Source organism: Flavobacterium sp. KH_035 (assembly GCF_057839565.1).
On record NZ_CM174492.1, the window covers coordinates 854,251 to 875,115 of the forward strand.

Below are 20,865 nucleotides of genomic sequence, written 5' to 3' on the forward strand. Positions count from 1 at the left end.
AAAAAAAGTTCATTTTGAAAACGCTTTTATACAAAAATACCAAAATATCATACTCAGATTCGGGAACTGGAAATGCAATTGTTTTACTTCACGGCTTTCTGGAAAACAAAAAAATGTGGAAAGACTATCTTGATTTTTTCTCCAAAAAATATCGTGTCATTACAATCGACTTATTAGGACACGGTGAATCGGATTCTTTGGGATACGTGCATACGATGGAAGACAATGCCAATGCTGTTCAGGAAGTTCTGAATCATTTAAAAATTGAGAAAGCTATAATCGTTGGACATTCGATGGGCGGTTACGTAGGTTTGGCTTTCGCCGAATTATTCCCAAAAAGCATCCGAAAACTTGTTTTACTGAATTCCACTTCAAAAGAAGACAGTGCCGAGAAAAAAATCAACCGAACACGTGCTATCAAAGCTGTCAAACAAAACTACATAGCCTTCGTAAGTCTTGCCATTGCTAATTTGTTCAGCGAAAACAACCGAACCCGATTAAAAGACGAAATTGAGAAAGTTAAAATTCAAGCCTTAAAAACTCCGCTACAAGGAATTGTCGCTTCTTTGGAAGGGATGAAAATCAGAAAAGACAGAGAAGCGCTTCTACATCAGAATATGTTTCCCGTTTTATTGATTTTAGGTAAAAAAGATCCTGTTTTAAATTATGAAGACAGCATTACCCAAATCAATGATACTACAGCTGAACTGGTCTCTTTTGAAGACGGACACATGAGCCATATTGAAAACAAAGAAGAACTGAAAAAAGCACTGTTTGGTTTTTTCGAATAAATCGGAAAACCGACACTTCCTTATAAAAATTAACTAAAGCGGTAGTTTTAAAAATTCAGATAAACCCAATGAGTACAATTCATTTTAACACATAGAAACATAGGCTCTGTATATATAAAAAAGACGTTTCACTTCACTCAAACACACATATTCTTCTCTGTAAAAGAAATATATTTCTTTTTTACTTCTCTTTTTGCAACTATAAATCTATGTTTCTATGTGTTAAATGATTTTTTTAGTAACATCCAACGGGTTCAGATATTCTGATTCATTAATTTATTTTTTCCTCGAAAGGAATATTCATATTAAAGATTTCTTTTAATAACACAACAATCTCTTCCAGATAACTGTTTAAGATCTCATTCGTAACGGTAACATTCAATTCCTTATCTTCTTTAAATCCAAAAGGCAAGAATCCTGATTTTAGATTTTTAAAAGATATAATCCCAACCTCAATCGGAATATCACCCGCTTCTTTCTCAAACATGAACGCATAGGCCAAAACCTGAATAATTTTATCATTTTTAAGCTCCTGAGTCAATCCATTCCAGGATTTAAGGATTACGTTCATCTTTTCAACTTTTCCGGTCTTATAATCAATAATTCGGATTTTGCCGTTACGCAACTCAATTCGATCTACATTTCCTTTAATCAAAACCGGAAATGGTAAATCCGGATGATGCAATTCACGTCCGTATGTTTCTTCCAATGCAATGATTTTAACAGCATCACCATTCTTAAGAGACTCCAGTTCCATTTTTAAAAAATTGGAAACGTTTCGTTTTGCTACTTCAAAAGCCAGAAGATTACGTCCTTTTTTTATTTCACCTTCTTTATAAACCAGTTTAAATTGTCTTAAAACTTCATCATCCAGTAATTTAAAACAATTTTCAAGATCCGCTTCCGAGATAAACTTACCGATAAAAGGTTCGTACAATGTTTTTAATGTTTCATGAATTATGGTACCAAGCGTATTCAAAGCGATGTTTTCCTCTACCTCTTCAACCTCACGAATTCGAAGTATTTTTTGAAAATAAAAGTCAATCGGATTTCGAATGTAACTCGTCAAAGCCGAAGGCGAAAAACCCGCAAGTGCAATTTCTTTTAAACGATCCATCACAGCCTCGGATTTCGGGACCATCATTGGCTGATAAGCCGTTGTTGGTAAAACCGGGTTATAGATGTCAAAAGTCAAATTGTGTTTGTGTTGTTTTTCTACTTCCAACTGCGTGATGAAACGGCTGCGTTCTCCGGCATCCAATCCGTCATTTTCGGTATTATAAATCAAATAGATGTTTTTAGCCCTCTGCAATAAATGATAAAAGTGGTAGGTATAAATAGCGTCTTTCTCTTTAAAAGTTGGCAAACCTAATTCGTTTTTAACGTCATAAGGAATAAATGAATTTTGAGATTTCCCAGCTGGAAACTTCCCCTCATTCATCGACGTTACAATTACGGTATCAAAATCCAGCACACGGCTTTCGAGAACCCCCATAATCTGCAAACCGCGCAAAGGTTCACCCTCAAACGAAACTTCGGCAACATCAATAATTTGTTTATAGATTGCATGCAAAGTATCTATATTGTCAATATGACTGTGTTTTGTATAATAATTAATCAGCTTATTGATCACCTTAAAAACCGCATAAACAAAAGCCTTCGCAATTTTCTCCTCTTCATTGTCATTGCTGAAATTCTCTTTTATCAGAAGTAAAAGTGCCGAAACATTTTCAAGAACAGCAATCGATCCGTTCTCCCACTTCTGGAAAAGCAACTTAAACAATGGCGACGGATTCAGATTAAGTTCTAAAACCCGGTTATGTGTAATAAAAGTGTAATTATTCTCCTTGATAATCCGCACTAAATTACCGGCATTCGCATACGGCTCAACCAATGGATGTGTCAGAATATCAAGTATATCTTTATAATAAAAAACATAACTTTCTCCTTTACGCGAAAGCGCATTAGTGTGCATTCTGAATAATTTTGCGATTAATATCTGCGACGGGTTGTTTTTCCCTGAATAGCCCATCGTAATATTCAAACTTCCAATCGAAGAAGGCAGCGAATATAAAATTGGCATCAGCAAATTTTCCTCGCCAAGCACAATAGCCACTTTATCAAGAGCAGTTGCTGGGTTTTCTATAATAATATTTTCGATGATACTACCCGCCAATTTTGCCTGTCCGATCGTTTTAGGCGTACCAATTATCTGAATGTTTTTAGACTGCGAAAAATCGTCCACAATCCACTCAAACGGGTTAGCTTTATAATGTTTCCAATTTTCTTTAAAACGTCTGACAAAAAGTCCCGCATCATGATAAGGATCATTCAGGAAAGTCTGATCAACATCCCAATAAATTTTAGCCTGATCCAAAGCCAAAAGATGCTGAACAATTTTTTCTTCAGCTGCATTCAAAGCATTAAATCCGGCAAAAATAAAACTTCGATTTGAAACGGTATTCGAAAAGTGAGTAAGGTTGTTTACCGCCTCACGATAAATCAGTCCCTGATAGCCAATTGATTTATTAAGCAAATGATTGTACAACGAATCATAATACAACGGAAGAAGTTTCCAGAAATCAATATAATTCTCTAAAAGTTTAGTTTTATTCTCTATTTCAATTCCCCATTTTTTGATATCTTCAATATCACTCAAATAGGTCAAAACATGCGAAGGATCTAAAAGATAACGATCGATTTCGTTAAAATCCTGCAGCAGTGTTTTCGCCCAATTAGCAAACAATTCAAAGGACTGCTGCTGTTGTTTTTCGGTAACAGAAAGATAAACTTCATAAAACTCAAACAAAAGTTCGATTGAATCAACTGATCTGATTGACGCGACATCTTGCACAAAATCTTCAATGCTAATAATTTCAGGAGAGAGTATCGTTTTCTTAGTCTCATTTTTCAGGGCTTCGATTAAAAAAACTTTCGCTCTTTTATTAGGCAGAATAATGGTTGTTTCAGCAAGTTTAGCCGAATAATCCTGAATTATAACAGTCGCTATTTTTCCGAGAAAGGAAGTATTTATCATTTGATAAAAATAAAAAAAGCCATTCAATTAAGAATGGCTTTTAGTATTTATTTAGAAAGTAAATTAGATTTTACCTTGGTATTTAGAACCAATGTGTCTAATTTCTGTTCTTCTGTTTTGTGCTTTACCTGCAGCAGTTTTGTTACTTGCAACTGGTTGAGAAGATCCAAATCCTTTAGACTCTAAGTTTTCTGGATTAACACCTCTTTCGATTAATGCATTTTTCACAGCGTCAGCTCTTTCTTGAGAAAGTTTGTCGTTGATTTTTGCAGAACCTGTACTATCTGTGTGTCCTTCGATAGCGAATTTCGCGTTTGGATAGTTTTTAAGGATTTCTTTAATTGCATCTAATCTAGCTGGAGTTTCTTTGTCTCCTGTTTTGAAAGTTGCTTTTCCTGAGTTAAAGTAAACCGCTCTAGCTTGAACTTTAAGATCTTCTAAAGCTTCAGTAGTTACTTCAGGACAACCTCTGTTAGAAGCAGGACCAGCTACTGTAGGACAATCGTCATCTTTATCAGCAACACCGTCTTTGTCAGCGTCTAAGAAAGGACAACCACCATTTTCTCTAGGACCAGCAACTGTAGGACATTTGTCATCTTTGTCAGCGATACCATCACCGTCAGTATCAGGACAACCTTTTAAAGCAGCTAAACCAGCAACATCTGGACAAGCATCATCTTTATCAGCAATTCCGTCTCCGTCAGTATCAGGACATCCGTTTAATGCAGCTAAACCAAATACATCTGGACAAGCGTCAGAAGCATCAACGATTCCGTCTCCGTCAGTATCAGGACATCCGTTGAATTGTTTTAAACCAGCAACATCTGGACAAGCATCATCTTTATCATAGATTCCGTCTCCGTCAGTATCTTTACCTCCGAATTTGAAAACTAGACCAGCAGTGTGTTGAAAGTGAGATGGAGCATCTGGAACACCAGCTTTGTCTGTTCTATCACCATTAACTGACCATTTGTATCTTGTAGCAAGCTCAAGACCAATAGCATCAGTAAACCAGAAAGTAACACCAGCACCTGGGTTAACAGTTCCGTAGCTACTATCTCCGAAGAAAGTATAACCTCCACCAACAGATAACGAAGGATCGATTACTTTAGATTTGATCAATTCCTGGAAGCTATATTTAATAGTAGCATCAATTCCGTAATACATCAAATCACCAGGATTAGTAACTACATTACCTCTACTATCATGACCTGGAGCAGATGGATTGAAAGTAACGAATTTATCAATCTTGTTTACAGATCCTTGTAAACCAACAGAGAAACCACTACCTACATATCTATTCACACCAATGTAAGATAAAGAAGGAAGGATGTTCCAGTTGTCTTTTACAGCGAATGGCTGAGAAAAGTGCTGATTAAAGAAACCACTTCCTGATCCAGAACTTGTTCTAGTATCAACGGCATTAACTCCAAAAGAGATAGCCCATGGATTGTTACTGTCTTGTGCGTGAGAACTTAAACCCATCACCATCATCACAGCAACTAAAAGTTTGTTAAGATGTTTCATACTTAATTTTTTTAATTACAATTTAGTTAATTACAAGCAAAAGTAACACCAAAATTTTTAAATACAAAATGAAATGTTAAAAAAAACCTACAAAAATTTGACCAAAGTGGGAATTATATAACTTTTAACATTTGTCCGACAACTATAAATGCCTCTATAGCCCTGTCTAAGTGCTCTTTTGTATGTGCCGCCGATAATTGCACTCTAATCCTTGCTTTTTCTTTCGGAACTACAGGGAAGAAGAATCCGATTACATAAATACCTTGCTTCAATAACTCATTGGCCATTGTTTGCGACAATTTTGCATCGTATAGCATTACCGGAACAATCGCTGAATCTCCATCAATGATATCAAAACCGGCTTTTTTCATTCCTTCTTTAAAATAATTAGTATTCCATTCTAACTTATCTCTCAAAGAAGTATCTTTTTCCAACAACTCAAACACCTTTATTGAAGCCCCAACAATAGCCGGTGCCAGTGAGTTTGAAAACAAATATGGTCGTGAACGCTGACGCAATAACTCAATTATTTCTTTTTTAGCAGTTGTATAACCTCCCATTGCTCCTCCTAAAGCTTTACCAAGTGTTCCGGTTATAATATCAACTCTTCCCATGACACCTTTGGCTTCAAGAGTTCCTTTTCCTGTTGCTCCAATAAATCCGGCAGCATGACATTCATCCACCATCACCATAGCGTCATATTTATCAGCCAAATCACAAATCTTATCCAAAGGCGCCACAAGACCATCCATTGAGAAAACTCCATCGGTAACAATTAATTTGAATCGTGCACCAGCCTCATTAGCTTTAATTAACTGTTGCTCCAAATCTTCCATATTACTATTTTCATAACGGTAACGTGCTGCTTTACACAAACGAACTCCATCTATAATAGAAGCATGATTTAAACTGTCTGAAATAATAGCGTCGTTTTCTCCCAGCAATGGTTCAAAAACACCTCCATTTGCATCAAAAGCAGCAGCATAAAGAATCGTATCTTCTGTACCATAAAAATCTGCTATCTTTTTCTCCAAAGTCTTATGAATATCCTGCGTTCCGCAAATAAAACGTACCGACGACATTCCAAAGCCATGTGTATCCATAGCATCTTTTGCTGCCTGCACCACTTCAGGGTGTGACGAAAGCCCTAAATAATTGTTGGCACAAAAATTCAAAACTTTTTCTCCTGTAGAAATCGTTATCTCTGCATCTTGTGCTGAAGTTATAATGCGTTCTTTCTTGAAAATTCCATTTTCTTCAATCGTTTGCAACTCATTTTGCAAATGTTCTTTTATTTTACCGTACATTTCTATTTATTTAAAACGTTAAAAATTAACAACTTAAGCCATAAACACCTAACTAAATCCTTAACATCTGATTAATTTTTTCACAAATTTACTATATCGATTTCTGATCCGATGTATACCAATGCTTTTTTTAACACTTTATACCCTAAATCCTCAATAGCCTCCTGATACTCCTGTATTTGCCTGTTGTATTTCGGATTGATCGCTCCCGTTTTATAATCGAGCAAATAGGCTTCTTTGTTGGTCGTTAAAACAATTCGATCAGGTTTTAAGATCCTTCCTTCTTTCTGAACAATTGTCTGTTCGTTCAAAATAGTATCATTCCCGTCAAAACAGATACCCAGTTCAGGGTGATTCACAATTTCCTGAAGCGTCTTCAAAACCGTATCCACCTGGTCGTTAGTAATCAATCCGTTCTCAATCCCTTTTGTAATTGCCAAATCAACATCTGACTTATCCTTAACAAAAGCTAAAATCTCATGAACTATATTCCCATAAGCAATTGCCTCTTGCTGATGCGTCCCCCACATCAAAGCCTCACGCTGTGCGATTTTGATATTTTTTGGGTTTAAAACTTCCGAGACCACAGGAATTACCTTTACCAAATCAACTGACTTTACCGAATTCGAAAGCCTGACTTTATTACCAAACTCATACTCTAATCGCTCCGTTTCATAAATCCCTTTATGAATTAAATATTTAATAAAGAACGAAGCCATATTATTTGGCAATTCGCCATCTTTTCTTTCTTTTAAAGCTTGCGACACAATATACAACTGCTCTTCGGCACGTGTTAATGCCACATACAAAACATTAATGTTATCGAGTAATTCTTCCTGCTTTTTCAAATTAAAAACCGCCGAGGCACTTTCACCAAAACCTTCGACTGCACTACTATTATCAATTAAAGCTTTCGGAACATCCAAATTCACATCTTCGGTATCGAGCCATAATTTATCTTTTGGCTTTCGATTGTAATCTTCTTCTGCAAACGGCATAATTACAACCGGAAATTCCAATCCTTTTGATTTATGAATCGTCATAATTCTAACAGCATTGTTTCCTTCCGGAGACGGAATACTAAATTTCTCTGCATTTTTATCCCAATAACTTAAAAAATCAGCTATTCCAGCCTGATTTCTCATGTCCCGCTCTAAAACAATATCCAGAAAAAACTGAACGTATGCATTCCCCTCGTCTGGAAGTACAAATTTCGAAATTATAATTTCTACCGCTTCGTACAATGATTTTTTACGAACATCTTCAAAAGAAAACGCAACATCAAAAGTCAATAACCACTTTTCAAAATCATCTTCCCTTTTTTGAACCATTCCCAAAGCAATGAAATCATGAATTGGCATTTGAACCTCTTTGTTCGATCCTAAAAAATGAAGAAAATTAGCTTTTGACTCTAAATCGGCACTATTGTTTAAATATTTCAGCAAATGAACAATCAAACGCACCTCTGTAGCATTTTGAATCATTAAAGTTTCCGACGATAAAAGCGGGATATTTTGTTCCGTTAAATAATTCGCGATTGCAATTCCCTGATCTCTTTTTCGGGTCAAAATCACAATATCTTTGTACTCAAATCCTTCGCTGACTACCTTCTGAATCGTATTTAATGTCGCCAAAACATACAAATCCGATTTCTCCACAACTTCTTCTTCGTCTGCAAAATCTAACTTCTCAATTATAGGCAGAAAAGAAATATTGACATATCCTCCTTTTTTCGAATTTACATTCTGAAAACTATGATTTTCATAAAGATCTTTATAATCTTCATTTGTAAATTCAGTCGAAATTAATTTAAAAAAGTCGTTGTTAAACTCAATTACCTCACTATAACTGCGGTAATTTGTATCTAAATGTTTGACTACTTTTTCATGATTAAAAAAAGAAACCTCTTCTTTCCCTAATTCGATAAACTGTTCCGCTTTTCCACCTCTCCATCGATAAATAGATTGTTTAGGATCTCCCACTATCATTAGAGTTCCCTTGTTTCCAAAATCATCCTGACCGGAAAGGGAGTTATGTATTAGCGGAATCAGATTCTGCCATTGCATTTCGGAAGTATCCTGAAATTCATCAATAAAAAAGTGGCGGTATTTCTCCCCTAAACGTTCATAAATAAAGGGTGCGGGCTGATTTTGAATTTCACGATGAATAATCGCATTAAATTCAGAAATAGACAAAATATTTTGTTCCGATTGAATTTTAGCCAATTCGTTACTAACAGTATTCAAAAGCGAAAGCGGTGTAATATTCTTCAGGAACGCTTTATAAAAATCCCTTTTCTCAAAGTTCTTATAGATTTTTTCCAGAATCTGAAGCAGTTCCGGAATTATATTTTCGATTAACGCTCTGTCTTTTGCTGTTTTATTAATCGCAATATCATCAAATTCATGGAACGTTTTATTCCGGGGATTAAATTTTCCATCGCGAATACTCTCTAAATGGTTTGGAAACGTTCCGCGTGAAAATGATTTTAAATCAATTCCGTTTCTATCAATTAAAGCAAGTGCTTCTGTAGCAAAATTTTCATTTTCAGCTTCCAATTCTTTACACAAAGCCTGCATTTTCTTTTTAATGACAACAAACTCTTCAATAGATTTATCCTGAAAATGAGAGATCTCATTCCGATTGTTTTCATTCAAAACCAATCTTCCTGTTTCTAATATTTCACGAGAAACATCCCAACTTTTATCGTCGTCGGTTTTTTCCATCGTAAAATCAATCAGTAATTTAGTCAGTGTTTCATCCTGACCCGCTTGTGCAATAATAGCATCAACAGCTTCAACTAATAAATTTTCGGTATCCAAAGTGACTTCAAAAGTCATTGGCAAATTAAGATCATGTGCGAAAGCACGAATTACTTTGTGGGTAAATTTATCAATAGTAGAAATATCAAAAGCAGCATAATTATGAATCAGATGCTTTATAATATTTTGAGATTTTATTTTGATTTTAACAATAGAAAGCCCTGTATCACGAGACAAGTCCTCCATCAAATCGACTGCTTTCGCCGAAGGTTCCTCTTTAGCAAACTCCGACAAACTTCCCACAATACGGCTTTTCATTTCATGAACCGCCTTATTGGTAAAGGTAATAGCCAGAATATTTCGATAGGCATCATTTCTCGGAGAAGAAAGAATAATTTTGAGATACTCTTTTACCAAAGTATAGGTCTTTCCAGAGCCTGCAGATGCATCGTAGATAGAGAAAGACGGACTTTGCATGAGTTTAGTTTTTCGTACGGTAAAAATAACACATTAAAATTTGAAATACCAATAAAGCAAAATTCCAAATTCTAATAGCCAATGCATTTATCGCACAGCTATTGGAATTTGGAAATTAAGTATTTTAGATTTTCTATAATAACTATACGGCTTTAGGAAAGGCTCTTTTATTAAAAACCAGTAAGATACCCACCCCTGTAGAAATTGCCACATCGGCAACATTGAAGATCGCATTAAAAAAAGAAACTTCTTCACCACCCCAGTAAGGAAACCAAGCCGGCAAAGTACCTCTCCAGATTGGAAAATAAAACATGTCAACCACTAAACCATGAAACCATGTTCCATAAGGTTCTGGTGAGAAAAATGTAGCCAGATTGCCATGACTGTCGTCAAAGATAATCCCATAAAATACCGAATCAATTATATTTCCGGCTGCTCCGGCAAAAATCAACGCTATAGCTACAATTAAGTAATCTGAATAACGCTTCTTAACCGAATCCGCCAACCAGTATCCAATTCCTACTACAGCAAAAATTCTAAAAACAGTTAGAAATAGCTTACCATATTCGCCAGGTATCTTTGTCCCCCAGGCCATTCCTTCATTTTCAATAAAGTGAATTCTAAACCAGTCAAAAATTACTACTTCATCACCTAAAACAAAGTTTGTTTTTACATAGATTTTTGAAAGCTGATCGACAATTAAAACTAAAAATATAAGGAAATACGCTTTTCGTAATGACATTTTATTAAATTTTGATGGGGCAAAAGTAACAATTTAATCAAAAAAAACGCCCCTATTGGAGCGTTAATTGTTTTTGGAGATAAACCAGCAACTGCCGAAGTATTTTAGTCCTTTAACTGAAGCTCTATTTTTTCACATTTGGCTGAACCGGTTTTTTAGGCGGATCCGCAAAGAAATCTGAAATAGATTTAAGCAACCCTTTACCTTCTTTTCCCGCTGTCCCATTCTTTGCTTCAGCCTTCTTTATCTGAGTTTTAAACTGTATACGAATCTTTTCAAATTCCTTCATTCGATGCTCAACATCAGAGTTCACTTCTTTGAATTTCAATACTTTAGCCATTTTATAAGATTTTTATGTTAAATAAATAAAATTATAATGATTTGATATTACAATGATACATAATTTAATTTATATTTGTTAATAAAAATTAACACTTGTTTAGACTAAAAAATCATATTTATCTCTCACACGGTATTAAAACGAAAAGAATTTAACAACTTTCCTAAATCTTACAAAATATGAATGAAATCACAACTACTCTAAACGATTTTCTGCTTACTACCAAATCTTCCGCAGCATTAATCATTAATGGGAAAGGGAAATTAATCACATCACTTCATTTAGATTATGCGGATAGTATCGCCGCAATGAGCTCGGCCATCGTATCGATGAGCGACAAACTTTTATTAGATCTCGAAAAAGGCTCCCTAAAACAACTCTTTTTAAAAACCACAGAAGGAGTTGTTGTTGGAAACAAAATAAGCGGCACAAATTTTATTATTACATTTTCAAAAGACGGCAGTAACCTCGGTTTATTACTACGATCGACCGAAGAAACGGCTACAGAACTAAGCAAAAATTCTTTGTTAAAATAACATATTTCTATTAACACCAAACCCCGAAAAACTATGAGTAATGACTTTTTAAACGTTTTTTTGAATGAAATGAAAACTAACGTAAACGGCTTTATTGCAGTAGCTGTAACAGAAATCGAATCAGGATTAAGCTTTGGAAACCTGACAACAGATCCGGCATTTGACCCTGAACTTGCAGCAGCTTACAATCTCGAAGTTGTGAAGGCAAAATTAAGTGCAGTAAAAGCTTTAAATTTAAATCAGGAGATCGAAGACATTTTGATTACTCTTTCCAATCAAATTCACATCATCGACATTTCTCCCAACAAAAAGTTCATGATCTATCTTGCCGCGGATTCGACTAAAGCAAATTTAGGAATGACAAGAGCAGTTTTAAGAAAACACAAATTAGAATTAGAAAAAAACTTAGCTTAAACTGAAGCTTATTTTATTAATTAGAACTGTCTTCTTTACAGACAGTTCTAATTGACATTACTTCTTTCCTACGTAAAAACGCCTGTTTTTAAAATTCTTACAAAAATAAACGAACTAATTTTACTACATATCCATCCTGGTGTAGCTAAATTCTTTCTTTAAAGAATTGTCATTGCTTTAACAAAGCTACTCAAACATTAAACAAAAAAACGCCCCTAAAAGGAGCGTTTGTTTTATAGAGTATAAAAACCCGGAATTATCTCTGCAAGTTTTTAGCTTCGATACTCATTGTAGCATGAGGAACGATTTTAAGCCTTTCTTTGCCGATTAATTTACCTGTTACTTTACAAATACCATAAGTTTTATTTTCAACACGGAATAGCGCGTTTTTTAGATCGCGAATAAACTTTTCCTGTCTGATAGCCAACTGTGAGTTTGCCTCTTTAGACATCGTTTCGCTTCCTTCTTCAAATGCTTTAAAAGTTGGAGAAGTATCATCTGTTCCGTTATTCAAATCATTCATGTAAGCACTTTTAATTAAATCCAGATCGGCTTGTGCTTTTTGTATTTTAATTTGAATTATTTCTTTGAACTCTGCTAAATCAGCATCAGAGTATCTTGTAATTTCATCTATCATATTATACTTATTTTGAAATTAATATCACTGTTTTAATATCATCAAATTCAATTTCTGTGCCGTTTTCCAAAGCGTCTACAAAAACCAAATCATCAGTTAATGTCTCAGACTTAATATAGTCTTCATTTTTTTGAATTGCCTCTTCTAAAAGGCCGCTTCTTTTTATTTGAACTTTAATCTTATCGGTAACTTCAAATCCTGAATCCTTACGGATGTTTTGAATTCTGTTTACCAATTCTCTTGCGATTCCCTCGTTTTTCAATTCGTCAGAGATTGTAATATCAAGCGCAACCGTAATTCCGTTTGAATTTGCAACCAACCAACCTTCAATATCCTGAGAGGTTATTTCTACATCTTCTAATGATAAAGTTACAGTATTTCCTGCAATAACAATATCCAATGCACCCTGCTTGTCTAATTGATTGATCTGATCTGCCGAAAAAGACTGTATCTCTTTGGAAATCAGACCCATGTCTTTACCGAAGCGCGGCCCTAAGGCTTTAAAATTAGGTTTAATCTGCTTCACCAAAATACCCGAATCATCGTCCAAAAGCACAATTTCTTTCACGTTAACTTCCGCTTTTACAAGTTCAGAAATAGCTTCAATTTCAGCTCTCTGATTCTCGTCAAGTACCGGAATCATTACCTTTTGCAAAGGTTGACGCACTTTAATCATTTCCTTCTTACGAAGTGATAAAACCAAAGACGAGATGGTTTGCGCCTTCTGCATTTTGCTTTCTAACGTTTTATTAACAAAGTTTTCGACAAATTTTGGAAACTCTGCCAAGTGAACACTGCTATATTGCTCGGTTTGCGTAGAACCTGTTAAGTCGCGGTATAATTTATCCATGAAAAAAGGAGCTATCGGTGCGCTTAATTTACTTATCGTCAATAAACAAGTATAAAGCGTTTGATACGCTGCTATTTTATCATGAGCGTACTCCCCTTTCCAGAAACGACGACGACACAGACGAACATACCAGTTACTCAGATTCTCCTGAACGAAGTCAGAAATAGCTCTTGCTGCTTTTGTAGGCTCATAGTCTTCATAACACTCATCAACAAATTTTATTAATGTATGCAATTCGGACATGATCCATTGGTCAATTTCCGGCCTTTCGCTTAATGGAATTTCTGCCTCAGCATATTTAAATCCATCGATATTGGCATATAACGAAAAGAAGGAATAGGTATTATAAAGGGTTCCGAAGAATTTACGACGAACCTCAGCAATCCCTTCAATATCAAACTTTAAGTTATCCCAAGGATTTGCGTTAGAGATCATATACCAACGTGTGGCATCAGGACCGTATTCCTTAATTGTTTCAAAAGGATCTGTCGCATTTCCTAAACGCTTCGACATCTTTTGTCCGTTTTTATCCAGAACCAAACCATTTGAAACTACATTCTTATACGCAATTTTATCAAAAACCAAAGTTCCGATTGCGTGTAACGTATAAAACCATCCACGAGTCTGATCGACACCTTCTGCAATGAAATTTGCAGGGAAATCTTTATTCTCGTCAATTTTATCTTTATTTTCAAAAGGATAATGCCATTGTGCATAAGGCATTGCTCCTGAATCAAACCAAACATCAATTAAATCACTTTCGCGTTTCATTGGCTGGCCTGAAGCTGAAACCAAAGTGATCCCGTCCACTACATTTTTATGTAAGTCGACTAAATCATAGTTTGATTCAGACATATTTCCGATTTCAAAACCTTTGAATGGATTTTCTTTTTGAAAACCTGCTTCGATAGATTTTTCGATCGCATTGTACAATTCTTCAACAGAACCAATAAGAACTTCTTCTTTTTTGTCTTCAGTTCTCCAAATTGGCAACGGAATCCCCCAATATCTAGAACGAGATAAGTTCCAGTCGTTAGCATTTTTTAGCCAGTTTCCAAAACGTCCTTCACCAGTAGACTTAGGCTTCCAATTGATAGTTTCGTTCAGGTCGAACATTCTATCTTTAACATCGGTTACTTTAATGAACCATGAATCTAGTGGATAATATAATAACGGCTCATCGGTTCTCCAACTGTGTGGATAACTATGTACGTATTTTTCAACTTTAAAGGCTTTATTTTCTTCTTTTAATCGAATAGCAATCTCAACATCTACAGAACGCTCTGGCGCCTGACCCGCATCATAATACTCATTCTTTACATACTTACCGGCCAAATCACCTACATGTGAAGTAAATCTTCCCTGTAAATCAACCAAAGGAACTGCTGTTCCATTTTCGTCTAAAACTAACATTGGTGGCACTTCCGGTTTTGCTTCTTTTGCAACTTTAGCATCATCAGCACCAAAAGTCGGAGCAGTATGCACAACTCCAGTTCCATCTTCTGTGGTAACAAAATCTCCTGTGATTACTCTGAACGCATTCTCTGGATTTTGATAAGGCAATACATATGGCAATAATTGCTCGTAACGGATTTCAGCCAAATCGACACCTTTTCCCTCTGCTAAAATTTTATATGGAAGCTGTTTGTCGCCATTTTTCACTTTATCAAAATCAGCATCGTCTTCGCTCACAAAAAACCCTTTTCCAAACTGTTTTCCGACCAAATTTTTAGCCAGAATTACATTAATCGATTCAAAAGTATACTGATTGAAGGTTTTCACTAAAACGTAATCAATCTTTGGCCCAACTGTCAAAGCTGTATTTGATGGCAATGTCCATGGAGTTGTCGTCCAGGCCAAAATATGAATATCTCCAAAACCTTGTAAAAAGGCTGGCAAAGTTTCCGGCAAAGTTTTAAATTGTGCTACGATCGTAGTATCAGTAACATCACGATACGCTCCGGGCTGATTTACTTCGTGAGAAGACAATCCTGTTCCGGCTTTAGGCGAATAAGGCTGAATCGTGTATCCTTTGTATAACAAACCTTTATCATAGATTTGTTTCAAAAGCCACCATACAGATTCCATATATTTAGGCTTGTAAGTTACATACGGATCTTCCATATCTACCCAATACCCCATTTTTTCGGTCAAATCATTCCATACATCGGTATAACGCATTACGGTTTTTTTACACGCTTCGTTATATTCTTCGATAGAAATTGTTTTACCAATATCTTCTTTTGTAATTCCAAGTTCTTTTTCGGTCCCTAATTCTACAGGCAATCCGTGAGTATCCCAACCCGCTTTTCTTTTTACCTGAAAACCTTTTTGAGTTTTATAACGACAAAAAATATCTTTAATCGCACGCGCCATCACGTGGTGAATACCCGGCAATCCGTTAGCTGAAGGCGGACCTTCAAAAAACACATAAGGCTCAGCACCTTCACGGGTACTTACACTCTTTTCAAATATATTTTCTTTCTTCCAAAAATCAAGTACTTCTGATGCTACTGTTGGCAAGTCAAGTCCTTTGTATTCAGTAAATTTTGTGCTCATTTTATCCTTTTCTTAAACGAGGTGCGAAAGTAAGGAATTTTGAGGAATATAGATAAAAGATGTTTAAAAAAAGCGCCCGGATAGAAAATTTCTAATAGATCTCGTAAAAAAGATTCCCGATTTTAAAAAATTAAGAAAAAATCTCCTTTAAAACCTCTAAAGATTTTGGTTTTTTGAATCCTTCCAAATGAAAACTGTAGTAATCAATAAGGATTTTTAGTAAAATTTGCCTTTCAACTACATGAAAAACCTTCTGATCGTTTTCGAATTTAAGATCAATTAATTTCTTAAAAAGATTTGTTTCATGTTCTGTCAAAGTATTCGCCCCATGAAACAAAGTAAAAACGCCGTCAATCATTTCAAAATAAGAAAATTCGACTTCTGAAACATCAGGATAAAAACCCAGGTATTTTGTAGCTTCCAAAAGCAGAATCAAATGAAAATTCGAAATTTCATCATGATGATCCAACCAGGTCAGTGCTGTCTCTAAGAACACAAAAAACGATTCGTTTTTCTCTTCTTCCTGAATAGAATAATGGAGCATCTCAGACAAAAACATAACCATAGTACTTTTCACAAGATCGGTATGAATACTTTGAAAAGGCACTGCTGTTTTTATTTCTTTAAAAGTCTCCAAAGTTCCTTTATTCTTATGCATCGCCTCGATTTCAAGAATAGACAAAGGCTGAAAATAAGCAATTTTCTGGCTTGCTTTCCGACTTGAAAAAGCATCACGCACAAAATAAGATTTCAGGCCGTTTGAAAGAGTAAAACACTTTACAATCAAACTTTTCTCCTGAAATTTTAACGATGAAATTACTATTGCTTTAGTTTTAATTAACAAAATTAGACCTTCTTAGACATTAGACTTTCTTAGACTTCTTAGATACTGGATTGTTCGATTATTCGATAATTAGATTTTAACAATTATCTAATTATCATTACTTTTTTCACTTTGGTCTCACTACCATCCTCAGCCGAAATAAAAACCATATATACTCCCGAAGCTACTTTATATTTTCCAAAAGCGGTTGTATCCCATTCAATTGTTCCGCCTGATGAAGTGGCTTCATAAACCAGATTACCTTCAATGTCTGTAATTTTAATATTAGCTTTATCAATAAGTCCGGCAACTTTTACAGTTCCGGCATATGTTGGACGCACTGGATTTGGATAAACATATACATTGCTCAAATCCTCATTTGCTCCCGTCGCTATTCCTTTAAAAGATATCATTCCTTTGTTGGTCGCAATAAAAACTTCCCCGGTTACACTGTTGATTTTAACATCGTTTACCACATTACTGGGTAAAGGCGAATTATTTATTGTAAAGTGATACTTCGTTTCCTGACCGTTTGGCGACACCATAAAGATCCCGGAATCTATTGTACCAATCCATTTATTATTAGCACCGTCAACCGCGATCGAAGTGATAAACTGCTCATAAAGCAATTCCTGAGCCAAATTATCCTCCATAATTATGATCGGGTTTGCCTTTAGCTGACTTTCTGTTTGAAAACCTCCCACATTAGATAAAACTCTTAATCCTTTAGTGGTACCAATCCAAAGCTGATTCTTTGTATCAAGTGCCACCGCTCTGACATCAGCAATTGGAAGATTCCCCAAATCAGCTCCAAAAGTCATCTTTTTAAATGTATTATTACTTTCGTTAAAAGCAATTAACCCGTCATTATTCGTTGCAATCCACTTTGTATTATTTTTATCGATTACAATACCGGCATAGCTGGTTGCTTCTGCATTTTTAAGAATTGAGGTCGTAGCATAACTCTGCCACTTCCCATCAGTTTTCAGCACTTTTAAACCGTTCTTAATTCTGCTGTTGGTCACCCACAAATTACCCGTTTTATCAAAAGCGGTTCCGTTAACACGAACATCAATATAATTTGGACCTTCGTAGGTTATCGTCTCTAATCCACTATTTTTTTCATTATATAAAAAGACCGGAATATCATTTTCAATTTTCAATAGTCCGGAAAAGAAAGAACTTACAAAGACCTGTTTTTCATTCGTCGGATTTATAATAACCCGGGTCAATGATTTCGCATCTAAAACCTGTGAATAAGGAATATTCAGCCAACTCGAAGTATTGTATTTACTAACACCGTAACTATCTAAGTTATAGGGATTATAATAAATATCATAATCACCATACACAGCCCAAAGTACATTAGGACTTACATCCAGAGAAAAAATATTATTTCGTACTGGTCCCGAAGGTGTATTCTCCTGAAAAGCAGAATTTCCTGAAAGTGTAGACGAAAATAGGCCTTTTTCTTTTGTTCCAATATAAATCTGGTCTCCAATAAGGGTTGAGCAGGTAAAATTCAGGGTATTATCTAAAACCTGCGTATTTGCTATTTGGCGCATCAATACCATTTGATTGGTATAAACATAAACCGTATTAGGTGTTGTAACTACTAAATTATGATTTACAGCACGCATGTCTGTTGAAGGTCGCGGAAGCTGAAAAAAGCTAACAAATGCATTTGAATTGTACCGATGAATGTATCCTCCTGAATTTATAGCAATAAGCTCACTATCTAATGGTTCTACACTGGTCCAATCACCCGCAGTTACCAAACTCCACTGGTTAAAATCGATAAGATTACCATTAGAACTACTGGCTTTTTTAATTCCGTTTGAAGTCGCAGCATAGAAAAATCCGTTAAAATAAGCCGTTTGCCTTACTTTTACTTCCGCACCATTATCTCCAATAAAATAAGTGTCTCCAAATTGCAGAGTGGTTAAATTAAACTGCACAATTCCAAAATCGCAGGAAACATAAACCATTCCGTTATGCTCCATAAAATGGTTAATTCTCTTTAAATTGGCCGGCAATTGTTTATTAATGATATCGATCACCTTTAATATACTGCCATCGGTATCATTTACCACGATCATTAATCCGTTTTCGTATCCGATTACTGTTTTCTTAAATCCTTCGCTGTGATACAAAGAAGATATCGTCTGCCCTGACAGGCCATCGACAGTTGTGGTAGTTTTTATTGTGTTTAACGCCGTGTTTTTAGAAAAAAGGGCATTCTCTGAAGCAGTAAAAATGGTAGTTGAGGATTGTGAGATATCTTTTACTTCATTGAATGAAAAATAACCCTGCCAGGACAATTTATTCTGAGAGAGACAAAATTGCACTACCAACAAAAACAAAACGTAGAAAAACCTTCTTTTCATTATTTAATAAATTCAGATAGACAAATATACTACAAACGAAAGTATTTGATTTTTGTTCTCCTAGAAATAAAAAAATGCCTCCGATTTATCTTTATAAAAGACAAATGGAGGCACTAAAAAACTATAACTAAAAAATTATACTACACCTTGTGCAAGCATAGCATCGGCAACTTTAACAAATCCTGCAATGTTAGCTCCTTTAACGTAGTCAACATAACCTGATTTATCCGAACCGTATTTTACACATGAAGCATGAATTGCTAACATGATTCCTTTTAATCTTTCGTCAACTTCTTCAGAAGACCAGCTTAAACGTAATGAGTTTTGCGACATTTCAAGACCTGAAGTTGCAACACCACCAGCATTAGAAGCTTTTCCAGGAGCGAATAAAATTTTCGCATCAAGAAAAACAGTAACAGCTTCTGGTGTAGACGGCATATTTGCACCTTCTGCAACGGCAATACATCCGTTAGCAACTAATACCTTAGCTTCATCACCATTTAATTCGTTTTGAGTTGCACATGGTAATGCTACATCACATTTAACTTCCCATGGACGTTTTCCTTCTACGTATTTCGCATTTGGATATTTTGCCACGTACTCGCTGATCCTTCCTCTAAGCTCATTTTTCAACTCCATTACAAAAGCTAATTTTTCAGCATCGATTCCATCTGCATCATAAATGTATCCGGCAGAATCTGACAATGTAACAACTTTTGCTCCTAACTGAGTTGCTTTTTCAGTTGCATATTGTGCTACGTTTCCAGAACCAGAAACTGCAACAATTTTTCCTTTAAAGCTATCTCCTTTAGTTGCTAACATACTTTGAGCAAAATAAACTGCTCCGTAACCTGTAGCTTCAGGACGAATTAATGATCCTCCGAAAGAAATTCCTTTTCCGGTTAAAACTCCGGTAAACTCATTTCTTAATCTTTTGTACTGACCAAACATATATCCTACTTCTCTACCACCTACTCCGATATCTCCGGCAGGAACATCAGTATCAGCTCCAATATGTTTTGAAAGTTCCGTCATAAAACTTTGACAGAATTTCATAATTTCGTTATCTGATTTTCCTTTTGGATCAAAATCAGAACCTCCTTTACCACCACCCATAGGCAATGTTGTTAAGCTATTTTTGAAAGTTTGCTCAAAAGCCAAAAACTTCAAAATACTTAAGTTAACAGAAGGATGAAAACGCAAACCTCCTTTGTAAGGTCCGATTGCTGAGTTCATCTGGATACGATATCCTTTATTAACCTGGATTTCACCTTTGTCGTTCAACCAGTTTACTCTGAACAGGATAACACGCTCAGGTTCTACCATACGCTCCAAAAGCATTTTGTTCTGGTATTTTTTATTTTCTTCAATAAAAGGAATTACCGTTTCGGCAACTTCTAAAACTGCTTGTAAAAACTCTGATTCGTTCGGGTTTTTTGCACTAACCGAATCCATAAAAGCGGTAATACTTTGTGACATGATTATTAGATTATTAACATTTAAGAAAACGTTTTCGTTATTTAAGACAAAGGTAATCGAAAATGGTATTTATTGAATATTTTTTTAAGAATCTCTTAAACTTTTATTTATAATACAGCTAATAAAGAAAAAAGATATTTTAGGTTTTGCGTTTTACAGTAAATTACTACCGAAATATTTAATAATTTAATATTTTT

The 20,865-nt window shown here is 35.3% G+C and carries 14 protein-coding genes; 3 read left to right on the forward strand and 11 right to left on the reverse strand.

What is annotated here, in order from left to right; translation table 11 throughout:
* Nucleotides 1-14: 14 nt before the first annotated feature.
* Nucleotides 15-791 carry an alpha/beta fold hydrolase gene (locus tag AC3IS6_RS03825; protein WP_489163675.1) on the forward strand — a complete coding sequence of 259 codons (777 nt, stop codon included), beginning with the start codon at nucleotides 15-17 and terminating at the stop codon, nucleotides 789-791.
* 271 nt (nucleotides 792-1,062) lie between these two features.
* Here the strand turns inward: AC3IS6_RS03825 and AC3IS6_RS03830 are convergent, their stop codons facing one another.
* The 6 genes from AC3IS6_RS03830 to AC3IS6_RS03855 all read right to left on the reverse strand — a co-directional run bounded on the left by AC3IS6_RS03830 (nucleotide 1,063) and on the right by AC3IS6_RS03855 (nucleotide 10,983).
* Nucleotides 1,063-3,828, reverse strand: a complete 2,766-nt coding sequence (locus AC3IS6_RS03830; RefSeq protein WP_489163676.1) for a PD-(D/E)XK nuclease family protein — start codon at nucleotides 3,826-3,828, stop codon at nucleotides 1,063-1,065.
* Between the two features lie 63 nt (nucleotides 3,829-3,891).
* Nucleotides 3,892-5,355, reverse strand: a complete 1,464-nt coding sequence (locus AC3IS6_RS03835) for an OmpA family protein (protein ID WP_489163678.1) — start codon at nucleotides 5,353-5,355, stop codon at nucleotides 3,892-3,894.
* Nucleotides 5,356-5,468: 113 nt separating this feature from the next.
* Nucleotides 5,469-6,662, reverse strand: coding sequence for a glycine C-acetyltransferase (gene kbl, locus AC3IS6_RS03840; protein WP_489163680.1), 1,194 nt, complete (start codon nucleotides 6,660-6,662; stop codon nucleotides 5,469-5,471).
* An 80-nt stretch (nucleotides 6,663-6,742) separates the two neighbouring features.
* On the reverse strand, nucleotides 6,743-9,901 hold the full coding sequence (locus AC3IS6_RS03845) for a UvrD-helicase domain-containing protein (protein ID WP_489163682.1): 3,159 nt from the start codon (nucleotides 9,899-9,901) through the stop codon (nucleotides 6,743-6,745).
* A 142-nt stretch (nucleotides 9,902-10,043) separates the two neighbouring features.
* Nucleotides 10,044-10,643: a lipoprotein signal peptidase gene (locus AC3IS6_RS03850; protein WP_489163684.1), complete on the reverse strand. Its 600-nt coding sequence runs from the start codon at nucleotides 10,641-10,643 to the stop codon at nucleotides 10,044-10,046.
* Nucleotides 10,644-10,767: 124 nt separating this feature from the next.
* Nucleotides 10,768-10,983 (reverse strand): hypothetical protein, encoded by a 216-nt coding sequence (locus AC3IS6_RS03855; RefSeq protein ID WP_489163685.1) that lies wholly within the window; start codon nucleotides 10,981-10,983, stop codon nucleotides 10,768-10,770.
* A 179-nt stretch (nucleotides 10,984-11,162) separates the two neighbouring features.
* Between AC3IS6_RS03855 and AC3IS6_RS03860 the strand changes: the two genes are divergently transcribed.
* Nucleotides 11,163-11,519: a roadblock/LC7 domain-containing protein gene (locus AC3IS6_RS03860; protein WP_263362133.1), complete on the forward strand. Its 357-nt coding sequence runs from the start codon at nucleotides 11,163-11,165 to the stop codon at nucleotides 11,517-11,519.
* Nucleotides 11,520-11,552: 33 nt separating this feature from the next.
* Nucleotides 11,553-11,933: a hypothetical protein gene (locus tag AC3IS6_RS03865; protein WP_017497678.1), complete on the forward strand. Its 381-nt coding sequence runs from the start codon at nucleotides 11,553-11,555 to the stop codon at nucleotides 11,931-11,933.
* 256 nt (nucleotides 11,934-12,189) lie between these two features.
* On the opposite strand, the gene AC3IS6_RS03870 is transcribed toward AC3IS6_RS03865, so the two are convergent.
* The 5 genes from AC3IS6_RS03870 to gdhA form a co-directional block, all read right to left on the reverse strand.
* A complete protein-coding gene (locus AC3IS6_RS03870) occupies nucleotides 12,190-12,570 on the reverse strand; it encodes a TraR/DksA family transcriptional regulator (RefSeq protein ID WP_089048658.1) in 381 nt (126 codons plus the stop codon).
* A gap of 7 nt (nucleotides 12,571-12,577) precedes the next feature.
* Nucleotides 12,578-15,979, reverse strand: a complete 3,402-nt coding sequence (gene ileS / locus AC3IS6_RS03875) for an isoleucine--tRNA ligase (RefSeq protein ID WP_489163687.1) — start codon at nucleotides 15,977-15,979, stop codon at nucleotides 12,578-12,580.
* A gap of 130 nt (nucleotides 15,980-16,109) precedes the next feature.
* The gene (recO, locus tag AC3IS6_RS03880) at nucleotides 16,110-16,823 is read right to left on the reverse strand and encodes a DNA repair protein RecO (RefSeq protein ID WP_489163689.1); all 714 of its coding nucleotides are present in this window, start codon (nucleotides 16,821-16,823) and stop codon (nucleotides 16,110-16,112) included.
* 83 nt (nucleotides 16,824-16,906) lie between these two features.
* The gene (gene porZ / locus AC3IS6_RS03885; RefSeq protein ID WP_489163691.1) at nucleotides 16,907-19,189 is read right to left on the reverse strand and encodes a type IX secretion system anionic LPS delivery protein PorZ; all 2,283 of its coding nucleotides are present in this window, start codon (nucleotides 19,187-19,189) and stop codon (nucleotides 16,907-16,909) included.
* Nucleotides 19,190-19,324: 135 nt separating this feature from the next.
* Complete coding sequence (gene gdhA, locus AC3IS6_RS03890) at nucleotides 19,325-20,668, reverse strand: NADP-specific glutamate dehydrogenase (protein ID WP_291286117.1); 1,344 nt, start codon at nucleotides 20,666-20,668, stop codon at nucleotides 19,325-19,327.
* Nucleotides 20,669-20,865 lie beyond the last annotated feature (197 nt).

What these genes read in the sequence shown, in the direction of transcription:
- AC3IS6_RS03830 (WP_489163676.1), bottom strand. Translation starts at nt 3,828, where the DNA reads ATGATAAATACTTCCTTTCTCGGAAAAATAGCGACTGTTATAATTCAG.
- AC3IS6_RS03835 (WP_489163678.1), bottom strand. Translation starts at nt 5,355, where the DNA reads ATGAAACATCTTAACAAACTTTTAGTTGCTGTGATGATGGTGATGGGT.
- kbl (WP_489163680.1), bottom strand. Translation starts at nt 6,662, where the DNA reads ATGTACGGTAAAATAAAAGAACATTTGCAAAATGAGTTGCAAACGATT.
- AC3IS6_RS03845 (WP_489163682.1), bottom strand. Translation starts at nt 9,901, where the DNA reads ATGCAAAGTCCGTCTTTCTCTATCTACGATGCATCTGCAGGCTCTGGA.
- AC3IS6_RS03850 (WP_489163684.1), bottom strand. Translation starts at nt 10,643, where the DNA reads ATGTCATTACGAAAAGCGTATTTCCTTATATTTTTAGTTTTAATTGTC.
- AC3IS6_RS03855 (WP_489163685.1), bottom strand. Translation starts at nt 10,983, where the DNA reads ATGGCTAAAGTATTGAAATTCAAAGAAGTGAACTCTGATGTTGAGCAT.
- AC3IS6_RS03860 (WP_263362133.1), top strand. Translation starts at nt 11,163, where the DNA reads ATGAATGAAATCACAACTACTCTAAACGATTTTCTGCTTACTACCAAA.
- AC3IS6_RS03865 (WP_017497678.1), top strand. Translation starts at nt 11,553, where the DNA reads ATGAGTAATGACTTTTTAAACGTTTTTTTGAATGAAATGAAAACTAAC.
- AC3IS6_RS03870 (WP_089048658.1), bottom strand. Translation starts at nt 12,570, where the DNA reads ATGATAGATGAAATTACAAGATACTCTGATGCTGATTTAGCAGAGTTC.
- ileS (WP_489163687.1), bottom strand. Translation starts at nt 15,979, where the DNA reads ATGAGCACAAAATTTACTGAATACAAAGGACTTGACTTGCCAACAGTA.
- porZ (WP_489163691.1), bottom strand. Translation starts at nt 19,189, where the DNA reads ATGAAAAGAAGGTTTTTCTACGTTTTGTTTTTGTTGGTAGTGCAATTT.
- gdhA (WP_291286117.1), bottom strand. Translation starts at nt 20,668, where the DNA reads ATGTCACAAAGTATTACCGCTTTTATGGATTCGGTTAGTGCAAAAAAC.